Source organism: Desulfacinum hydrothermale DSM 13146 (assembly GCF_900176285.1).
Classification (GTDB): domain Bacteria; phylum Desulfobacterota; class Syntrophobacteria; order Syntrophobacterales; family DSM-9756; genus Desulfacinum; species Desulfacinum hydrothermale.
In genome coordinates this window covers 28,417-43,495 of the sequence record NZ_FWXF01000003.1, presented here as the reverse complement: position 1 = coordinate 43,495, position 15,079 = coordinate 28,417, and the positions used below count along the sequence as shown (strand labels likewise).

The following is a 15,079-nucleotide window of genomic DNA, read 5'->3' as shown; positions in this document are numbered from 1 at the left end:
ACAGTAAAACCCTATTCTTCTTCTTCGGCTTCCGAGGGGGCCTGCTCCGCGGGAGTGCGCTTGGCCTGATACTTTTCCTTCAGTTCCTGGCGCTTGGCCGCGAACTCGTCGTGAATGGCCTGAATCTGGCGGTCCACTTCCTTCACTTGTTCTTCTGCTTCCTGAACGTTTTTCATTTGGGTGCCCACGGCGGGATCTTCCTGGATGGAGTCGCTGCCCTCACGGAGCATGCCGTAGACCACGGCACCCAGGCCGCTATAGGCCTTTTCCAGATGTTTTTGTGCCTTGGCGACCGAAAAGCGTTTCATCTGCACTTTGAGGAAACGCATCTTCCAGTAAAAAACCACCAGAACATACTCCATGGCCAGATAGCCAAGCCTTTTCACCAGCTGCATCACTTTGTCCATGAGTCCCCCCATCACGTCCTCCTTTGTGTCATGGTTTCAACCATCCAACCTGTCATGCGCTCCAATTGCTTGGCCATTCTTTCGGAATGGGACCCGCGCCAGTAGATGCCCGAACAGGCGGGACAGCGCGAGAAAAGATCCACTGTCTCATAAACGTAGTCCGGGACCTGGTGTGCCACGGACGCCTTGGGTACAGTCTGCAAGGGTGCATTGCAACGCAGACAACGCGAGAACAGCCGGACTTCCTCGGGCCCGATTCCCAATTCCGTCACAAGCTCACGCACCTGCTCCGGCGTTTCGTCGGCCGTAATGAAGAAGACCCCCGGCCGCTGCTTCCATCGCGTGTTGCGCGTGACCACGAGACGCCCTTGGGCTCGGTGGTGCTCCAGGTCGGCCAAGGTGTCTACCCGCCGGCAGACCGCGTCGAAGCCGAGAATTCTTAGCCATTTTGCCATCCTTCCCAGCATGCTATCAACCAAAAATAAGCGCGGTCTGCTGGATAACCCACCCATCTCATTCATCGGTGCAGGTGGACCCGCTTGGCCGTCTGGGCGGCCGGCGGAAGGCCGAAAAGGGCCGGGTCCACGGAATCCAAGGGTTTGAACGCGCGGCGGGTCAGTCGCACGTCACTCCGTGGAGCGGTGAAGGAGAGGGCATCGGGAACCAGGGGATAGGGGGCGTGGGGGTCGTGGTGGAGCGTGGCCACCGCGTTCTTTCCATCTGGACTCGAAAGGATAACCCTCTCCAATAGACCGCTCTCTTTACGGATATGGTAAGTCCTTTGAAAGGCTTTGCCTGGATCCTTAACGGTGTGGATCCATGCCCCATCGGATCGGGCGGTGGCCCCGGAAGCTTTCAGGTCACCTTCGGGCGGGCATCCGATGAGAAGGGAAGCGAGCAGATCCACCGGCACCTCCACGCCCACGAGGCGACCAAGCAACAGCGCGCTGTCGTCCGCCGTGTAGACCGTTCCATCCGATAGGATCCACAGGGACGTCATCGTTCTGGAGGCAAGGAGGACACCCTGGGTTCGGTTCATGGGCCCCAAAACCTCCAGCCGAGCCTGGTCCGGAAGATGGACGGTCACCACGGCCTTGGCATGCCAGGTGCGTCCTTGCGGCTCCACGAGACGGACCTTGTACACCGCTTGAAAGGCCTGGAACGCTGCGAGCCGATCTTGGATCTGCGCCTTCCAGGTTGAAAATTGTGACGGCCCGCGCACGGGCCCCAGGGTCGGTCGGGGGGCGCAGGCGGCTCCCAGGACCATCACCGCCAGAAGACAGGCGAAAACGTGGTGGCGCTTGCGGGGGCGTTCAGAGGCAATCTTCACAGCGCCTTCAACTTGGCCCGTATGCTCTCGGGCTTTTCGTGGCCGTGCTCCAGTGCCTTTTCGTAGGCCTTGCGGGCTTCCCGTCGATTCCCCAAGGCGGCCTGAATGTCTCCCAAATGCTCCAAAATGATGGGATCGTCCGGAACGCGGTCCAACGCCTTTTGGATGGTCCGCAGGGCTTCCTTGTAACGGCCCATGCGGTAATAGACCCATGCCAGACTGTCCAGGATGTAGCCGTCGTCGGGTTCGCTCTGCAGGGCCCGCTCAATGAGATCTTGGGCCTCTTTCAGCCGGATGCCCTGGTCCGCGTAGGTGTATCCGATGTAGTTGAGGGCGCCGGCATGGTCGGGCTCCAATTCCAGGATGGATTGCATGACCTGGATCGCTTCCTTTTTCCGGTCCAGTTTGTCCAGGACCACCCCTTTGCGGAAGAGCAGTTGTGTGTTCCGCTCGCTCACTTCCAGACCCCGGTTCAAGGCGTCCAAGGCCTTGGGGTAATCCTTGGTATCCTCGTAGAGATAGGCCAGATAGACATAAAAATCGGCCACATCCGGGTGTTCCTTGATAGCGTCTTCCAGGCATTGAATGCCGGAACGGTGATCGTCCATCTTGGAAAAGAGGATCGCCAGGCGCATCTGGGCGCTGTTCCACAAGGGGCTGGTCTTGGGGATGAGGCGGAGGTTGACCACGGCCTGTTCCAGATCCGATCGCGCGCCCTTTTCCTCGTAGGTGGTGGCCAGATAGTAGAGGGCCTGGTCGTATTCAGGCTTGTCTTTGAGAAGGGCCGTGAAGTCTTGGATGGCCTCCTGGTAACGGCGCTGCTGCAGATGGATGATCCCGATCTTGAGGCGACTCTCGATATCACCCGCATTGCGCTGGGCCAGGGCTTGGAACTGCTCCAGCGCCTTTTGATACAGCTTTTGGCGCATGTACAGGTTGCCCAACCGGGTCTGAGCCACCTTGCTCATGGGATGGAAGGAAAGGATCTGCAAATAGGTCTGTTCGGCCTTCTGAAAGCGGTCCGTATTCTCGTAAAGATAGGCCAAGTCCAGCAGCGCCCGTTCGAAGGTGGGATTGAGTCGCAAGACCTCGCGGTAGGCGGCCTCCGCTTGGTCGTAGAACTTCATATCCAGGAAAATGCGAGCCTTGTAGTAGGCCGCCAGAGGGTTGTCAGGAAGGATCGTGCGGAGGCGATCCAGGATCTGAAGCGCTTCACTGAAACGGCCCTCCTGGGCGTAAAGGGTCCCCAGGAGGAGATAGGCGTCCTGGTTGGACGGATTCAGCTCCAGCACTCGCCGGTAAGCTTCGATGGCCTTGTCTTTCTGCCCGGTTCCCGCGTACAGTCGCCCCAGGAGAACGTAGGCCGCTTCGTTGTCCGGTTCCACCCGGGCCGCCTTCTCCGCCAGATCCAGAGCCTTTTCCACCCTGCCTTGGCGCACATAGAGGGCCGCCAGGTCCACCATGAGCAGAGCTGCCTGAGGATCCAATTCCAAGGCCTTCTCGTAGGCCTCCATGGCGCGCTCAGGTTGATTGACCCGCAGGTAGTGTTGCGCTAACAGATAGGAAGCGTGGGCTTCGGCCAGCGGGGAGACGGGGGCGGGCAGTGCCTGGCCGGGCAACCTCGTGGCCCTGCCTGCGCACCCTGCCAACAGCATCATCAGGAGAAAGACAGCACACGCGCGTTGGATGTTGGACATGGACCTTCCTCTTGCTTGTAAGCCAAATGGAGAGAGCGGCTGGTGGCCATGGACGTTGTGAACTAACACATTTGCCTAGGACCGTCAACGGCGGGGCTGAATCCATGGAATATGTGAAACTGCGCTACGGACTGGAAGCTCATTATGTGCAACACCAGGGAAAACCCTACCTGCTGCTGCGCGACCGTCTGGGCTATTCGGAAAAGACCGTCTTGTTTGCGCCCGCGGTAGGTCGGGTGTTGGCGTTGCTCGATGGCAGTCGCACCCTGCGGGACGTGCAGGCGGAAATCTTCCGCGAGACGGGTGAGCTTCTCTTCAGTGAACAGCTGGAGGAGATCGTTCGGGTTCTGGACGAGAATCTTTTTCTGGAAAACCAGCGCTACATCCAGCACGTGGCGCAGACGGTGGCCCAATTTCGACAAGATCCCGTGCGACGGGCCCATCACGCGGGAAAGAGCTATCCGGAGGAACCCGGCGACCTGAAAAGACTGCTGGAGGGTTTTTTCTCCGGCATCGAGTCTTCAAAAACGCACCGGTCACAAGCCGGATCGGAAATGCCGGGCCGGCTCTGCGCCCTCGTGGCCCCGCACATCGACATACGGGCCGGAGGACCCACCTTTGCCCACGCCTACCGTTGCCTCAGGCAGAGCGAACCGCCCGCCGCCTGGGTGGTCCTGGGCACCGGCCATGAGCCGGTGGACAACTGGTTCGCCGTGACCCTCAAGGACTTCGAAACCCCCTTGGGTGTCGTGGCGTGCGACAAGCAGCTGGGCCAACGGCTGATCCAGAGCGCCCCCATGGACGTGCTGGCCGGAGAATACAACCATCGATTGGAGCACACCATCGAGTTCCAGGCTGTTTTCCTGGCCCACACCCAACCGACCGCCCGCATCGTTCCGGTGCTGTGTTCATTTGGGTTGGAGGAGTGGAAGGATAAAAGATCGGCCATCGACGACTTTTGCGACGCCTTGCGCGTCGTGATCCGACAAAGCGACTACCCGGTGGGACTCATCGCCAGCGTGGATCTGGCACACGTGGGCCCGCGTTACGGGGATTCCATAACCCCCTCGGAGGGCACTATCCGCCAACACATGGCCCGCGACCGCGCTCTGCTGGATGCCCTGAGTCGGTGTGACGCCCATGCCTTCATGGATGAGATTGTTGGCGAAAACAATGCCCGCAAGGTGTGCGGTGTGGCACCGTTGTATGTGCTATCCAGGGTGCTTGCGGGCAGAGCGACCGGAAGGATCCTGGACCACGCCCATGCCGTGGTGGATCCCCAAGGATCCTTTGTCACATACGCCGCCATGGCCTTTTTCGAGGAGTATGCCTAAATCCCGGGATCGGAGAGGTCTGAGCCGCGTCGTGGGGCGGCGCAAAGGCCGAGAGGCCCCCGGCCCTCGAAACTCCCATCGATTCACGGATCACGGTTCATGGTCCGGCGCAAAGGCCACCACGTGGTCCAGGTCGGGAGCGTCGGTGAGCACCATGACCAGGCGGTCCACACCCAGGGCAATGCCGGCGGCCTGATCGAGGTGATCCAGGCTTTCCAGAAATCGCCGGGGTAGGGGAGGGGTGGCGAGGCCCATTTTCCTGCGCTGGTGCAGGGTTTGGAGAAACCGATCTTTCTGTTCGTGCCGGTCGGTGAGTTCGGAAAAGCCGTTGGCCAATTCAATTCCCGCCCAATAGAGTTCGAAACGTTCGGCGACGCTGGGATCCGACGCCTTGATGCGTGCCAGAGCGGCCTCGCGCCGGGGATAGTCGCTGAGAAAGGTCGGAGTGGGGAAGCCCAAGTGGGGCTCTACCTGTTCCACCAGGTCCAGATCGAACCGATCCGGGTCGTCCGCTTCCACCGGATCCCAGCCCGCATAGCGGGTAAAGGCCTGGCGGACGGTGACATCCTGCCACGGGCCGTCAACCCTCAGGCGGTTTCCCCTGAAAGTAAAATGGGGAAAGAGTCCCAACTCCCGACAGAGGAATCGCAACAGATGGCGGCAGTCATCCTTGAGAGCGGTGTAGTCCGCTCCGGCCCGATACCATTCCAGAAGGGTGAATTCGGGATGATGCCTTGAGCCGCGTTCGCCTTTGCGAAAGACGGGACCCATCTGGAAGATCTTTTCGTAGCCAGCGGCCAGCAGGCGCTTCATGTAGAGCTCGGGGCTGGTGTTGAGATACCAGCCTTCGGATTCCAGCGGATCGATGTGGAGTTCGGGGGCGGGGGCCGGAGTGCGCACCGGGGTTTGCACCTCCAGGAATCCCCGGCTTGTAAAAAAGAGCCGCAATCCATGGAGGATGCGGCTCCTCATCTCCAGATAGGGGCGTTTGGCGGCCAATTCCATGGGTGCCATCATGAACCGGCGGTTTTGACCCGCTCCACATAGGTGCCGGTGCGTGTGTCGAGCTTGAGCACGTCACCTTCTTCAATGAAGAGCGGCACCTGGATCTGGTAGCCCGTTTCCAGAACGGCCGGCTTGGTGGCACCGGAGGCTGTGTCTCCCTTCACGCCCGGATCCGACCGGGTGACTTTCAATTCCACGAAATTGGGAAGAGAAATCCCGATGGGGGAGCCCTTGAAAAAGAGCATGTCCACCGTCAGGTTTTCCGTGAGGAAGTTCTTGGCATCGCCCACGGCTTCCTCGCTCAATTCCACCTGCTCATAGGTGCTGGTGTTCATGAAGTGATACTGCGTGCCGTCCTTGTAGAGATATTCCATCTCTTGCTCTTCCAGATCGGCCGCCGAGAACTTGTCGCCGGAGCGATAGGTGCGGTCGAACTGAACGCCGGTGATCATGTTCTTCAGCCGGCACCGGTAAAGCGCTTGGCCCTTGCCTGGCTTGGAGAATTCAAAGTCCACGATGATATAGGGCTCCCCGTCGATTTCCAGCTTGAGCCCCTTTCGCAGGTCGCTTGCGGTCAGAGTGGCACCCATGTTTCATCCTTTCTTTCCAATGAACGTCCGTCGTAGGTGCAAGGCGTACGGCACCGGCGCTTGCCACCCACCCCCTATTGCCCATGGCCCCTCAGTTCCTCACGGCGTTCGAACGTGGTTGTGGGGTCCTTCTGTGATGGAGGGGTCTATGCTCTTTTGCTTGCACGAAGTGCCCGCATAATACAGACTGATTCAGCAATGGGTCAAGACGCGAACCAGCGGGATAAGTCAGGTTTAATGAACGGGGGACAGCCATGAGGATCGTCTTTCTGGGGGTGGGAGAAGCCTGTGACGAGAGGCATTTCAACACGAGCCTCCTGGTGGAGGCCGCGGTGGGGCGTGACCGGAGGAAGATGCTTCTGGACTGTGGATTTTCGTCGGCTCACCGGTACTTTGCCTGGGAAACGGATCCGGATTCCCTGGATGCGGTGTGGATTTCCCACTTTCACGGCGACCACTTCCTGGGCCTGCCCCTTGTGCTTCTGCGTTTCTGGGAGGGCCGGCGCTCCAAACCGCTGGCGATCATGAGTCGCCCTGGAGGCGGGCGCATCGTTCGGGAGGCCATGGAACTGGCCTATCCCGGTTTCTGGGGGCGTCTGCAGTTTCCCGTGGAGGAGGTGACCCTGGAGCCGGGAGCGGACGTGGAATGGGGCGGACTGTGGTGGAGGACGGCCCCCAGCGAACACGGCCAGCCGAATCTGAGTCTGCGTTTGGAGGCCCCGGAGGGAAGTCTCTTTTACAGTGGTGACGGGCGCCCCACCGTAGAAACGACGCGACTGGCCCGAAGATGCGATCTGGCGGTCCATGAAGCCTTTGTGGTGGACGACGGCGAGACGGTACCGGGGCACGGCACCGTTCAGGGATGTCTGGAGTGGTCGGAATCGGCCCAGGTGCAAAGGCTGGCCCTGGTCCATATCCAGCGGGATGTGAGGCACGGTCAGTGGAAGCGGATTCAGGAGGTGGTGGGCGCCGCGGCCCGGACGCCCGTGATGATACCAGAAGACGGCGACGTGCTGGAACTGGGTGAGGAAAGCTAGGGGATGGAAAATTCCCGGCACGTTGATCCGGGGAGCCATTTCCGGGCAGGCTCTTGAGCGGCGGTGTGCCCCAGCACGGCCGGTGGGCCCGCCACAGGCGGCGATGTGTGCCATCCCAAACGTGCACTCCGCACGACGAACATCGCGCGCCCCTTGATCCCAGGGCAGGGCTTAAAGTCCCCGTGGGTTCAAAATTCGATACCCTTCTGAGCTCGCACTCCCTGGGTGTGGTAGTGATGCTTGACGGCAATCATTTCCGTGACACAATCGGCTTCCCGAACCAACTCCCGCGGGGCGCCTCGGCCGGTGGCCACCACGTGACAGGAAGGCCGACGCCGGCGGATGTCGTCCACGACCCGATGCACGTCCAAAAGGCCGTAGGCAAGCACATTGTTGAGTTCGTCCAGGATGATGAGGTCGTGACTTCCGGAAAGGAGGGCCTGGCGGGCCTTTTCCCAGCCCCTTTGGGCCAGCCGGCGGTCCTCTTCCAGGCTTTCCTTCTTCCAGGTGAATCCCCGGCCCAAGGGCTCCAGGGTTACCGTGGGAAGGCGCTTGACGGCTTCCAACTCTCCATAATGCCATGATCCCTTGATGAATTGCAGGATGAGTACCCGCATGCCGTGGCCGGCGGCCCGGAGGGCCTGGCCCAGGGCCGCCGTGGTCTTACCCTTCCCTTCGCCCGTAAAGACGAGAAAGAGGCCGTTGGGGCTCACGAGGGGTTCCTCCCTTCCCCTTAGGTTTCTTCCGCGATCCGGATGCCTCCGTTGGGGTCCTTGTGGAGCTCGAAGGCATCATGGAGGACCCGAACGGCCAGCTCCGTATATTTTTCATCGATCACGCAGGAGATCTTAATCTCCGAGGTGCTGATCATGTGAATGTTGATGTTTTCCTTGGCGAGGCAGTCGAACATGAGGCTGGCCACTCCGGTATGGCTGCGCATGCCCACGCCGATCACCGAGATCTTGGCGATGTGGGGGGTGCCATGCACGGGACCCGCGCCGATCTCCTTAGTCGCCTTTTCCGCCAGGGCCAGCGTCTGTTCGTAATCGGCCTTGGGCACCGTGAAGGAGATGTTGGCCCGACCCGGCACGCCGCTGCTTCCCTGAATGATCATGTCCACGTTGATCCCGGCGTGGGCGATGGGTTCAAAGATCTTGAAAGCCATGCCCGGCAGGTCGGGTACGTCGGTTACGGTCACGCGTGCTTCGTTCTTGCTGTAGGTGACACCAGATACCACCACTTTTTCCATATCGGGATCCTCCGCGGTTACGAGGGTTCCTGGATCGTCGGTAAAGGAAGAGCGTACCCAGATGGGCACGTTGTACTTCATGCCAAATTCCACGGACCGGATGTGAAGAACCTTGGCCCCCATACTGGCCATCTCCAGCATCTCTTCGTAGCTGATCTTTCGGAGCTTTCGGGCCTTGGAGTAGACGTTGGGATCCGTGGTGTAAACGCCTTCCACGTCCGTGTAGATTTCACAAGCATCGGCCTTCAGGGACGCCGCCAGGGCCACGGCGGTGGTGTCTGAGCCGCCCCGGCCCAGGGTGGTGATGTTGCCTTCATCGTCGTAGCCCTGGAAGCCGGCCACCACGACGATCTTACCTTCCTTGAGTTTTTCCTTCACCGGGAGGGTTTCGATCCAGCTGATGCGGGCGTGTCCGTGGTGATGATCCGTGATGATCCCGGCCTGATAGCCGGTCATGGACACGGCTTCAAAACCCAGGTCTTTGACGGCCATGCTGAAGAGCGCGATGGTGACCTGCTCGCCCGTGGCGAGCAGCACGTCCAATTCCCTGGGATCCGGTTGAGGACTCATTTGGTGCGCCAGCTCAAGGAGGTGATCCGTGTCTCCGGCGCGGGCGGACAACACCACCACCAGGTCATCACCGGCCTTGCGACGCTCGATGACCCGCTTGGCCACGTTGCGAATGCGATCCACGTCCGCCACCGACGTTCCGCCGTACTTTTGGACAACCAAAGCCATTTCCTCTTATCCTCCTGGTCCATTCCATGGGCACTTTGCGTGTGAACGAACTGCTACTTCTAGCACAGCCCATAATCGCGTGAAAGGGGCATTGTCATCTCAGGAGGCAGTCCCTGAGAGCCCAGGAGGGAGTCCGAGAACGGCCCAGGTGGCTCCCTTCCTGTGGGGACGGAAGGCGGGGCAAGCAGACGGGGCCGTGCCGTGGGCCTGGCGTTTCAGCAGTCGGGGGGGTCCGAACCCGCCCCCACAAGGCTGTCCGAAAACTCCCAAAAGGCCCCATCGCACCGTGTGAATTCAACTGGTTGGCAAATCCCCAAAACGGCCGGAAGGCCAGTGTAGAAAGCCTTCTAGGTCCAGAAGGGGGAGGCGGGTTGGGCGGTGAGACGGTCCAGGAGGCGCAGGAACCGGCTGCGGGGGATCTCCCGGGCGCCGAAGCGTTTCAGGTGCTTGGTGGTCACTTGGCAATCGATGAGCTCATAGCCGCACTGGGCCATGCGCCGGGCCAAGTGCACCAGGGCCACCTTGGAGGCGTCGGAAACGATGCTGAACATGGATTCGCCGAAAAAGACGCGGCCGATGGCCACACCGTAGAGACCGCCCACCAGGCGATCTTCCAGCCAGGTTTCCACACTATGGGCATATCCCAGCTCGTGGAGTCGGCGGTAGGCTTCGATCATTTCCGGAACCAGCCAGGTGTCTTCGCCTTGTTCGATGCGCACCCGGGCGCAGGCATCGATGACGCGCGCAAAGGCACGGTTGAAAGTGACGTGGAACCGTTTCTTTTTGAGAACCCGGCGCAGGCTGTGGGAGATGTGCAGTTCGTCCACAAAGAGGACGAGGCGCGGGTCCGGCGACCACCACAGGATGGGGGTGTCCTTGGCATACCAGGGAAAGATCCCCATGCGGTAGGCCAGCACCAGTCGTCGGGGGCTCAGATCGCCTCCCAGAGCCAGCAGCCCGTCGGGTTCTGCCAGCTCCGGAGGCGGGAAGGCGATGTCTTTGCTGAGGCTGAAGATCGGCATGGTTCCCGTCGCCGTTCACTCCCCGTCAAAGACAAAGGCCAGATTGTCCGTCTGGACGGCGGCATTCCCGGTGAGCTCTTCGGGCCGGAGGATGCGCACGTGGCCGCCGTTCTTGAGGCGGCCGAAGAGGATCTCTTCGGCCAACGGGTCCTTGATCTCGGTTTGGATGACCCGGGCCAGCGGGCGGGCGCCGAACGCCGGATCGTAGCCCTTCTCGGCGAGCCATGCCCTCGCCGCCTCACCCAGCTCCAGAGTGATCTTCTTTTCCACCAGCTGCATCTGGAGCTCGTCCAGGAACTTGTCCACCACCCGTTCCATGATGGACAAATCCAGCCCGTGAAAGGCAATGATGCCGTCCAGGCGATTTCGAAATTCCGGGCTGAAGAGCTTTTCCACCGCCTTCATGCCCTTGGCGACCCGTTCGTCGCTTCCCTTTTCCTTTCCAAAACCGATGGACGGGCTGCTCATCTCTCGGGCGCCCGCGTTGGACGTCATGAGCAGGATGACGTTTCGAAAGTCGGCCTTCTTGCCGTTGTTGTCGGTCAGGGTGGCATAGTCCATCACCTGGAGCAGGATGCTGAACAGGTCCGGATGGGCCTTTTCGATCTCGTCCATCAAGAGGACGCAGTAGGGATGCTTTCGGATGGCGTCCGTGAGAAGCCCGCCCTGGTCGAATCCAATGTAGCCCGGGGGCGCCCCGATAAGGCGCGCGACGGCGTGTTTTTCCATGTATTCGCTCATGTCGAAGCGCAGGAAGTGCACGCCCAGGGTGGCGGCCAGCTGCTTGGCCACTTCCGTCTTGCCCACACCGGTGGGGCCGATGAGAAGAAAGGAGCCGATGGGGCGTTCGGGCGCCCGGAGCCCGGCGCGGGAACGCTTGATGGCGGTGGCGAGGGCCTTGATGGCCTCGTCTTGCCCGAAGACCTTCCGGCGCACCTCGTCTTCCAGGTTTTTCAGGCGTAGCTGATCGGACGAAGAGACGGTGCGGGCGGGTATTTTGGCCATGCGGGCCACCACCTCTTCGATATCCTTGGGGTGGACCACCCGGCGCACCCGCTGGTGGCTTTTGAGCCGCAGGCTGGCCCCGGCCTCATCGATCACATCGATGGCCTTGTCGGGAAGATACCGGTCATTGATATGGCGGGCGGAAAGCTCCGCCGCCGCTTTGAGCGCCGCCGCGGTGTACTTGATCCCGTGGTGTTCTTCGTAGTAGCTGCGCAGTCCGTGCAGGATCTGCACCGTCTCCTCCACGGTGGGTTCGCTGATTTCGATCTTCTGAAACCGGCGACTGAGGGCCCGGTCCTTTTCAAAGTGGTTCTTGTACTCCTCGTAGGTGGTGGACCCGATGCAGCGCAGACCGCCCGAGGCCAGGACGGGCTTGAGGATGTTGGACGCATCCATGGAGCCGCCGCTGGTGGCGCCAGCTCCCACCACCGTGTGGATTTCGTCGATAAAGAGAATGGCGCCCGGTTTTTCCTTGAGCTCGTTGATCACGGCCTTGAGTCGAGCCTCAAAGTCGCCCCGGAACTTGGTGCCGGCCAGAAGCGCCCCCATATCGAGGGCGAAGATGGCCACGTCCTTGAATCCGTCGGGCACCTCCCCCCGGTGGATCTTCAGGGCCAGCCCTTCGGCGATGGCCGTCTTGCCCACTCCCGGGTCGCCCACGAAGATGGGGTTGTTCTTGGTGCGACGTCCCAGCACCTGCAGGGTGCGAAGGATTTCCATCTCCCTGCCGATGAGGGGGTCGATGAGACCCTGGGCCGCCTTTTCCACCAAGTTCACGGTGAATTTTTCCAGTGCAGACGCCTTCCGGGGCCCTTTCTGTGGGCGAGGGGCCAGGCCGGCGCCCGGCTCGTCAGGCCTCTCGCCCGGGTAGTCGCCCACCTTGGACACCCGGTGGCTGATGTATTCCAACACATCCAGGCGGCTGACGCCCTGGAGCTTGAGAAAATAGACCGCGTGGGAATTCTCCTCGTGGAACATGGCGGCCAGGATATCCCCCGCGTCCACCTGCTGCTTTTCGGCCCCCTGCACATGCAAAATGGCCCGCTGCAGCACGCGCTGGACCGCCAGGGTCTGAACGGGGTCCCGTTCCACGTCGTCGGGAAGCTTCTCCAGGCGCTTGTCGAAGAATTCTTCCAGTTGTTCCTTCAGCCCGTCGATGTCCGCTCCGCAGTGAAAAAGGATCTCGCTTCCGGTGCTGTCGTGGAGAAGGGCATAGAGGATGTGCTCCAGGGTGAAAAATTCGTGGCGGCGCGCTTTGGCCTCCCGCACAGCCGCCGAAAATGCCATCTCCAACTCTCTACTGATCATGCAGGCTCCTTCGTGCCTCCATTAGGCTTCCTCCATGGTGCACTTGAGGGGGAAGCCGTTTTTTCTCGCCAGATGGTGCACCATCTCCACCTTGGTCTCGGCGACCTCTTCGGGATAGACGCCGCAAACTCCGATGCCGTTTCGATGAACGTTGAGCATGATCTGGGTCGCCTCCGCGGTGGACTTGTGGAACACCTTTTCCAGGATCTCCACCACAAACTCCATGGTAGTATAGTCGTCATTGTGGAGGAGAACCTTGAATAGGGGTGGTTCCTGAAGATCCTCCTCCACATGGCTTTCCAGGTCTTCCCGTGTGTCGGGCCGATGTTCGCTCATACGTGAAGCCTCCTCCAAGTGCCTTCTTCTTTCTTCACCATATATCGCGTTTGCACTATGGTTGGAAAGGAGGGTTTGGTCATGGTCAAAGATAACGCGCCGCGCGCTGGAGTCAAGGAAGGTGGGGTGTGAGGGACCGCTGAGAAGGTAAAGCGCGCAGGGGCTGGGCTCGAGGGCGGAGTGCCGCGCGCACCCCGTCAATCAGTGTTCTCATGTGGATTGCGGAGAAGGGTATGTCTGGAAACAGCTTTGGTCGTCTCTTTCGCGTGATGACCTGGGGTGAATCCCACGGACCGGCCCTGGGAGCCGTGATCGACGGCTGTCCGCCGGGGATTCCTCTATCGGAAGAAGACATTCAAAAGGATCTGGAACGGCGCCGGCCGGGAAAGAAACTGACCACGGCCCGACGGGAACCGGACGAGGTGCGCATCCTTTCCGGCGTCTTTGAGGGAGTGACCACGGGGACGCCCATCAGCTTGGTGATTTTCAATAAAGACGTGCGAAGCCGCGATTACGAGGCCCTCAAGGACGTCTATCGGCCGGGACACGCTGATCGGACCTATGAGCAGAAATACGGCGTGCGGGACTGGCGGGGTGGCGGCCGCAGTTCAGGGCGGGAGACCGTGGCGCGGGTTGCCGCAGGGGCCGTGGCCCGAAAATTCCTCAGCCAAGAAGGCATTCGCGTCTTTGCCGGCACCGTGGCCCTAGGGGACGTGACCTGCCGGGTCCATGATTGGGAGGCGGCGGCGGAAAACCCCCTCTTCTGCCCGGACCCGGAGGCGGCCCGGGCCATGGAAAAGCAGCTCCAGGAGGTCCGAGCCCAGGGCGATACGCTGGGCGGGATCGTCCAAGTGAACGCGGTGGGCTGTCCGCCCGGCCTGGGGGAGCCGGTCTTCGACAAGCTGGATGCGCGCCTGGCCGCGGCCCTCATGTCCATTGGCGCCGTGAAAGGGGTGGAGATCGGCGCCGGGTTTGCCTCGGCGTGCATGCTCGGGAGCGAAAACAACGACACCCCCACCGCCGACGGCTACGCCTCCAACAATGCGGGCGGCGTGCTGGGCGGCATCTCTTCGGGCATGGACCTGGTGGTTCGAGCGGCCGTCAAACCCATCCCGTCCATCGCCAAGGAGCAGCGAACCGTCACCCGGGATGGGAAGGAAACGTGCCTGCGCATCGGGGGGCGGCACGACATCGCGGCCATTCCGCGAATCGTGCCCGTCTGTGAAGCCATGGTGCTCATCACCTTGGCCGACTTTATGCTCCATCCCTTCCCCGGGCGCCGTTGCCGTTAGATTGGGCCACGGCCCGCAACCGCTGCAGAAGAGAAAAGAGGACACCGTTTTGGAGGAGTTGTTCCCAGATCCCAGGACGGCCTTGCTCGCTGCGGGCGCACCAGCCAAGAAGGGAGCGAAGGGTGCCCAGATCGGCCTTGTGGAGCACCTGGGGATCATGCAAGTCCCGTTCCGCCCGGTGAGGATCCAGGGCCTCGTCGGGCGGGCACGTCCGGGCCACTCGGTAGAAGAATTCCTCCACCAAGGGATGGTAGGCAGGGGTGGCGTAATAGGGCGGATTCCACTGTTCCACATAACGGCCTTCCAGGGATTGCAGCTTGGGTAGATAGGCCACCAGCTCTTCCACGGGCGCATGCGTCTTCGGTTTCGATTCCATGAGAGCGTTCCGTCCTTTGCAGGTTATTCATCCGTCGGTTCCATGGGAGCATTCACCGCAGCCTTGGGAAAAGGCAAGCCCGCTTCTTACACAAGCTCTCCGTCCGATGCAAGGACAACGGCGAACGAATTCCCTTGAAGTTTTCTCAGTGCTTCCATGCCGCGGGGCCTCCGCCCCTTCGCTGCGCCGCATGCCATGGGCGTGTTTTGTTCGTTGGTCGTCACCGAAGGATCGTGACGGCCGCTTAGCGAATGGCTTTGGAAGAGGAGTAGGGCCTTTCTCCGTCTTTTGCTTCATCGGAGGACGGGTGGGGCGCCCCTGGTGCACAAGTGCGTGAACCCCAAGTGAAGACG

At 61.0% G+C, this 15,079-nt stretch carries 15 protein-coding genes; 3 read left to right on the top strand and 12 right to left on the bottom strand.

Annotated elements, in window-relative coordinates:
• Positions 1–11: 11 nt before the first annotated feature.
• From B9A12_RS03985 to B9A12_RS03970, 4 genes are read right to left on the bottom strand one after another with little or no spacing between them, the layout of a single operon-like run.
• Complete coding sequence (locus B9A12_RS03985; RefSeq protein WP_084056526.1) at positions 12–419, bottom strand: hypothetical protein; 408 nt, start codon at positions 417–419, stop codon at positions 12–14.
• A complete protein-coding gene (locus B9A12_RS03980) occupies positions 419–919 on the bottom strand; it encodes a Mut7-C RNAse domain-containing protein (protein ID WP_281247897.1) in 501 nt (166 codons plus the stop codon). Before B9A12_RS03980 ends, B9A12_RS03985 begins: the two co-directional genes overlap by 1 nt.
• A 5-nt stretch (positions 920–924) precedes the next feature.
• On the bottom strand, positions 925–1,737 hold the full coding sequence (locus B9A12_RS03975) for a LolA-like protein (RefSeq protein WP_084056522.1): 813 nt from the start codon (positions 1,735–1,737) through the stop codon (positions 925–927).
• The gene (locus tag B9A12_RS03970) at positions 1,734–3,434 is read right to left on the bottom strand and encodes a tetratricopeptide repeat protein (protein WP_084056520.1); all 1,701 of its coding nucleotides are present in this window, start codon (positions 3,432–3,434) and stop codon (positions 1,734–1,736) included. The genes B9A12_RS03975 and B9A12_RS03970 overlap by 4 nt, the downstream gene beginning before the upstream one ends.
• A gap of 104 nt (positions 3,435–3,538) precedes the next feature.
• Between B9A12_RS03970 and amrB the strand changes: the two genes are divergently transcribed.
• Positions 3,539–4,768, top strand: a complete 1,230-nt coding sequence (gene amrB / locus B9A12_RS03965; protein ID WP_170920325.1) for an AmmeMemoRadiSam system protein B — start codon at positions 3,539–3,541, stop codon at positions 4,766–4,768.
• 90 nt (positions 4,769–4,858) lie between these two features.
• On the opposite strand, the gene epmA is transcribed toward amrB, so the two are convergent.
• Together epmA and efp are read right to left on the bottom strand one after the other, a co-directional pair.
• The gene (gene epmA / locus B9A12_RS03960) at positions 4,859–5,773 is read right to left on the bottom strand and encodes an EF-P lysine aminoacylase EpmA (protein WP_212636823.1); all 915 of its coding nucleotides are present in this window, start codon (positions 5,771–5,773) and stop codon (positions 4,859–4,861) included.
• An 8-nt stretch (positions 5,774–5,781) separates the two neighbouring features.
• Complete coding sequence (efp, locus tag B9A12_RS03955) at positions 5,782–6,363, bottom strand: elongation factor P (RefSeq protein WP_084056514.1); 582 nt, start codon at positions 6,361–6,363, stop codon at positions 5,782–5,784.
• A gap of 254 nt (positions 6,364–6,617) precedes the next feature.
• On the opposite strand from efp, the gene B9A12_RS03950 reads away from it, so the two are divergent.
• Positions 6,618–7,400: an MBL fold metallo-hydrolase gene (locus B9A12_RS03950; protein WP_084056512.1), complete on the top strand. Its 783-nt coding sequence runs from the start codon at positions 6,618–6,620 to the stop codon at positions 7,398–7,400.
• Between the two features lie 188 nt (positions 7,401–7,588).
• Here B9A12_RS03950 and cobO read toward each other — a convergent pair whose 3' ends face one another.
• From cobO to clpS, 5 genes are all read right to left on the bottom strand, one after another.
• Positions 7,589–8,113, bottom strand: a complete 525-nt coding sequence (cobO, locus tag B9A12_RS03945) for a cob(I)yrinic acid a,c-diamide adenosyltransferase (protein ID WP_084056509.1) — start codon at positions 8,111–8,113, stop codon at positions 7,589–7,591.
• Between the two features lie 20 nt (positions 8,114–8,133).
• Complete coding sequence (locus tag B9A12_RS03940; RefSeq protein ID WP_084056507.1) at positions 8,134–9,387, bottom strand: aspartate kinase; 1,254 nt, start codon at positions 9,385–9,387, stop codon at positions 8,134–8,136.
• A gap of 347 nt (positions 9,388–9,734) precedes the next feature.
• Positions 9,735–10,409, bottom strand: a complete 675-nt coding sequence (gene aat / locus B9A12_RS03935) for a leucyl/phenylalanyl-tRNA--protein transferase (RefSeq protein ID WP_084056505.1) — start codon at positions 10,407–10,409, stop codon at positions 9,735–9,737.
• A gap of 15 nt (positions 10,410–10,424) precedes the next feature.
• Positions 10,425–12,722 carry an ATP-dependent Clp protease ATP-binding subunit ClpA gene (clpA, locus tag B9A12_RS03930; protein ID WP_084056503.1) on the bottom strand — a complete coding sequence of 766 codons (2,298 nt, stop codon included), beginning with the start codon at positions 12,720–12,722 and terminating at the stop codon, positions 10,425–10,427.
• 21 nt (positions 12,723–12,743) lie between these two features.
• Positions 12,744–13,058, bottom strand: coding sequence for an ATP-dependent Clp protease adapter ClpS (gene clpS / locus B9A12_RS03925; protein WP_084056501.1), 315 nt, complete (start codon positions 13,056–13,058; stop codon positions 12,744–12,746).
• A gap of 233 nt (positions 13,059–13,291) precedes the next feature.
• On the opposite strand from clpS, the gene aroC reads away from it, so the two are divergent.
• A complete protein-coding gene (aroC, locus tag B9A12_RS03920; protein WP_084056499.1) occupies positions 13,292–14,350 on the top strand; it encodes a chorismate synthase in 1,059 nt (352 codons plus the stop codon).
• On the opposite strand, the gene B9A12_RS03915 is transcribed toward aroC, so the two are convergent.
• Positions 14,313–14,726: a DUF6508 domain-containing protein gene (locus B9A12_RS03915; RefSeq protein ID WP_084056497.1), complete on the bottom strand. Its 414-nt coding sequence runs from the start codon at positions 14,724–14,726 to the stop codon at positions 14,313–14,315. The genes aroC and B9A12_RS03915 overlap by 38 nt on opposite strands.
• Between the last annotated feature and the right edge of the window lie 353 nt (positions 14,727–15,079).

Excerpts from the sequence above, each read along its gene's own strand:
- B9A12_RS03985 (WP_084056526.1), bottom strand. The coding sequence starts at position 419 with ATGGGGGGACTCATGGACAAAGTGATGCAGCTGGTGAAAAGGCTTGGC.
- B9A12_RS03980 (WP_281247897.1), bottom strand. The coding sequence starts at position 919 with ATGGGTGGGTTATCCAGCAGACCGCGCTTATTTTTGGTTGATAGCATG.
- B9A12_RS03970 (WP_084056520.1), bottom strand. The coding sequence starts at position 3,434 with ATGTCCAACATCCAACGCGCGTGTGCTGTCTTTCTCCTGATGATGCTG.
- amrB (WP_170920325.1), top strand. The coding sequence starts at position 3,539 with ATGGAATATGTGAAACTGCGCTACGGACTGGAAGCTCATTATGTGCAA.
- epmA (WP_212636823.1), bottom strand. The coding sequence starts at position 5,773 with ATGGAATTGGCCGCCAAACGCCCCTATCTGGAGATGAGGAGCCGCATC.
- efp (WP_084056514.1), bottom strand. The coding sequence starts at position 6,363 with ATGGGTGCCACTCTGACCGCAAGCGACCTGCGAAAGGGGCTCAAGCTG.
- B9A12_RS03950 (WP_084056512.1), top strand. The coding sequence starts at position 6,618 with ATGAGGATCGTCTTTCTGGGGGTGGGAGAAGCCTGTGACGAGAGGCAT.
- B9A12_RS03940 (WP_084056507.1), bottom strand. The coding sequence starts at position 9,387 with ATGGCTTTGGTTGTCCAAAAGTACGGCGGAACGTCGGTGGCGGACGTG.
- aat (WP_084056505.1), bottom strand. The coding sequence starts at position 10,409 with ATGCCGATCTTCAGCCTCAGCAAAGACATCGCCTTCCCGCCTCCGGAG.
- clpA (WP_084056503.1), bottom strand. The coding sequence starts at position 12,722 with ATGATCAGTAGAGAGTTGGAGATGGCATTTTCGGCGGCTGTGCGGGAG.
- clpS (WP_084056501.1), bottom strand. The coding sequence starts at position 13,058 with ATGAGCGAACATCGGCCCGACACACGGGAAGACCTGGAAAGCCATGTG.
- aroC (WP_084056499.1), top strand. The coding sequence starts at position 13,292 with ATGTCTGGAAACAGCTTTGGTCGTCTCTTTCGCGTGATGACCTGGGGT.
- B9A12_RS03915 (WP_084056497.1), bottom strand. The coding sequence starts at position 14,726 with ATGGAATCGAAACCGAAGACGCATGCGCCCGTGGAAGAGCTGGTGGCC.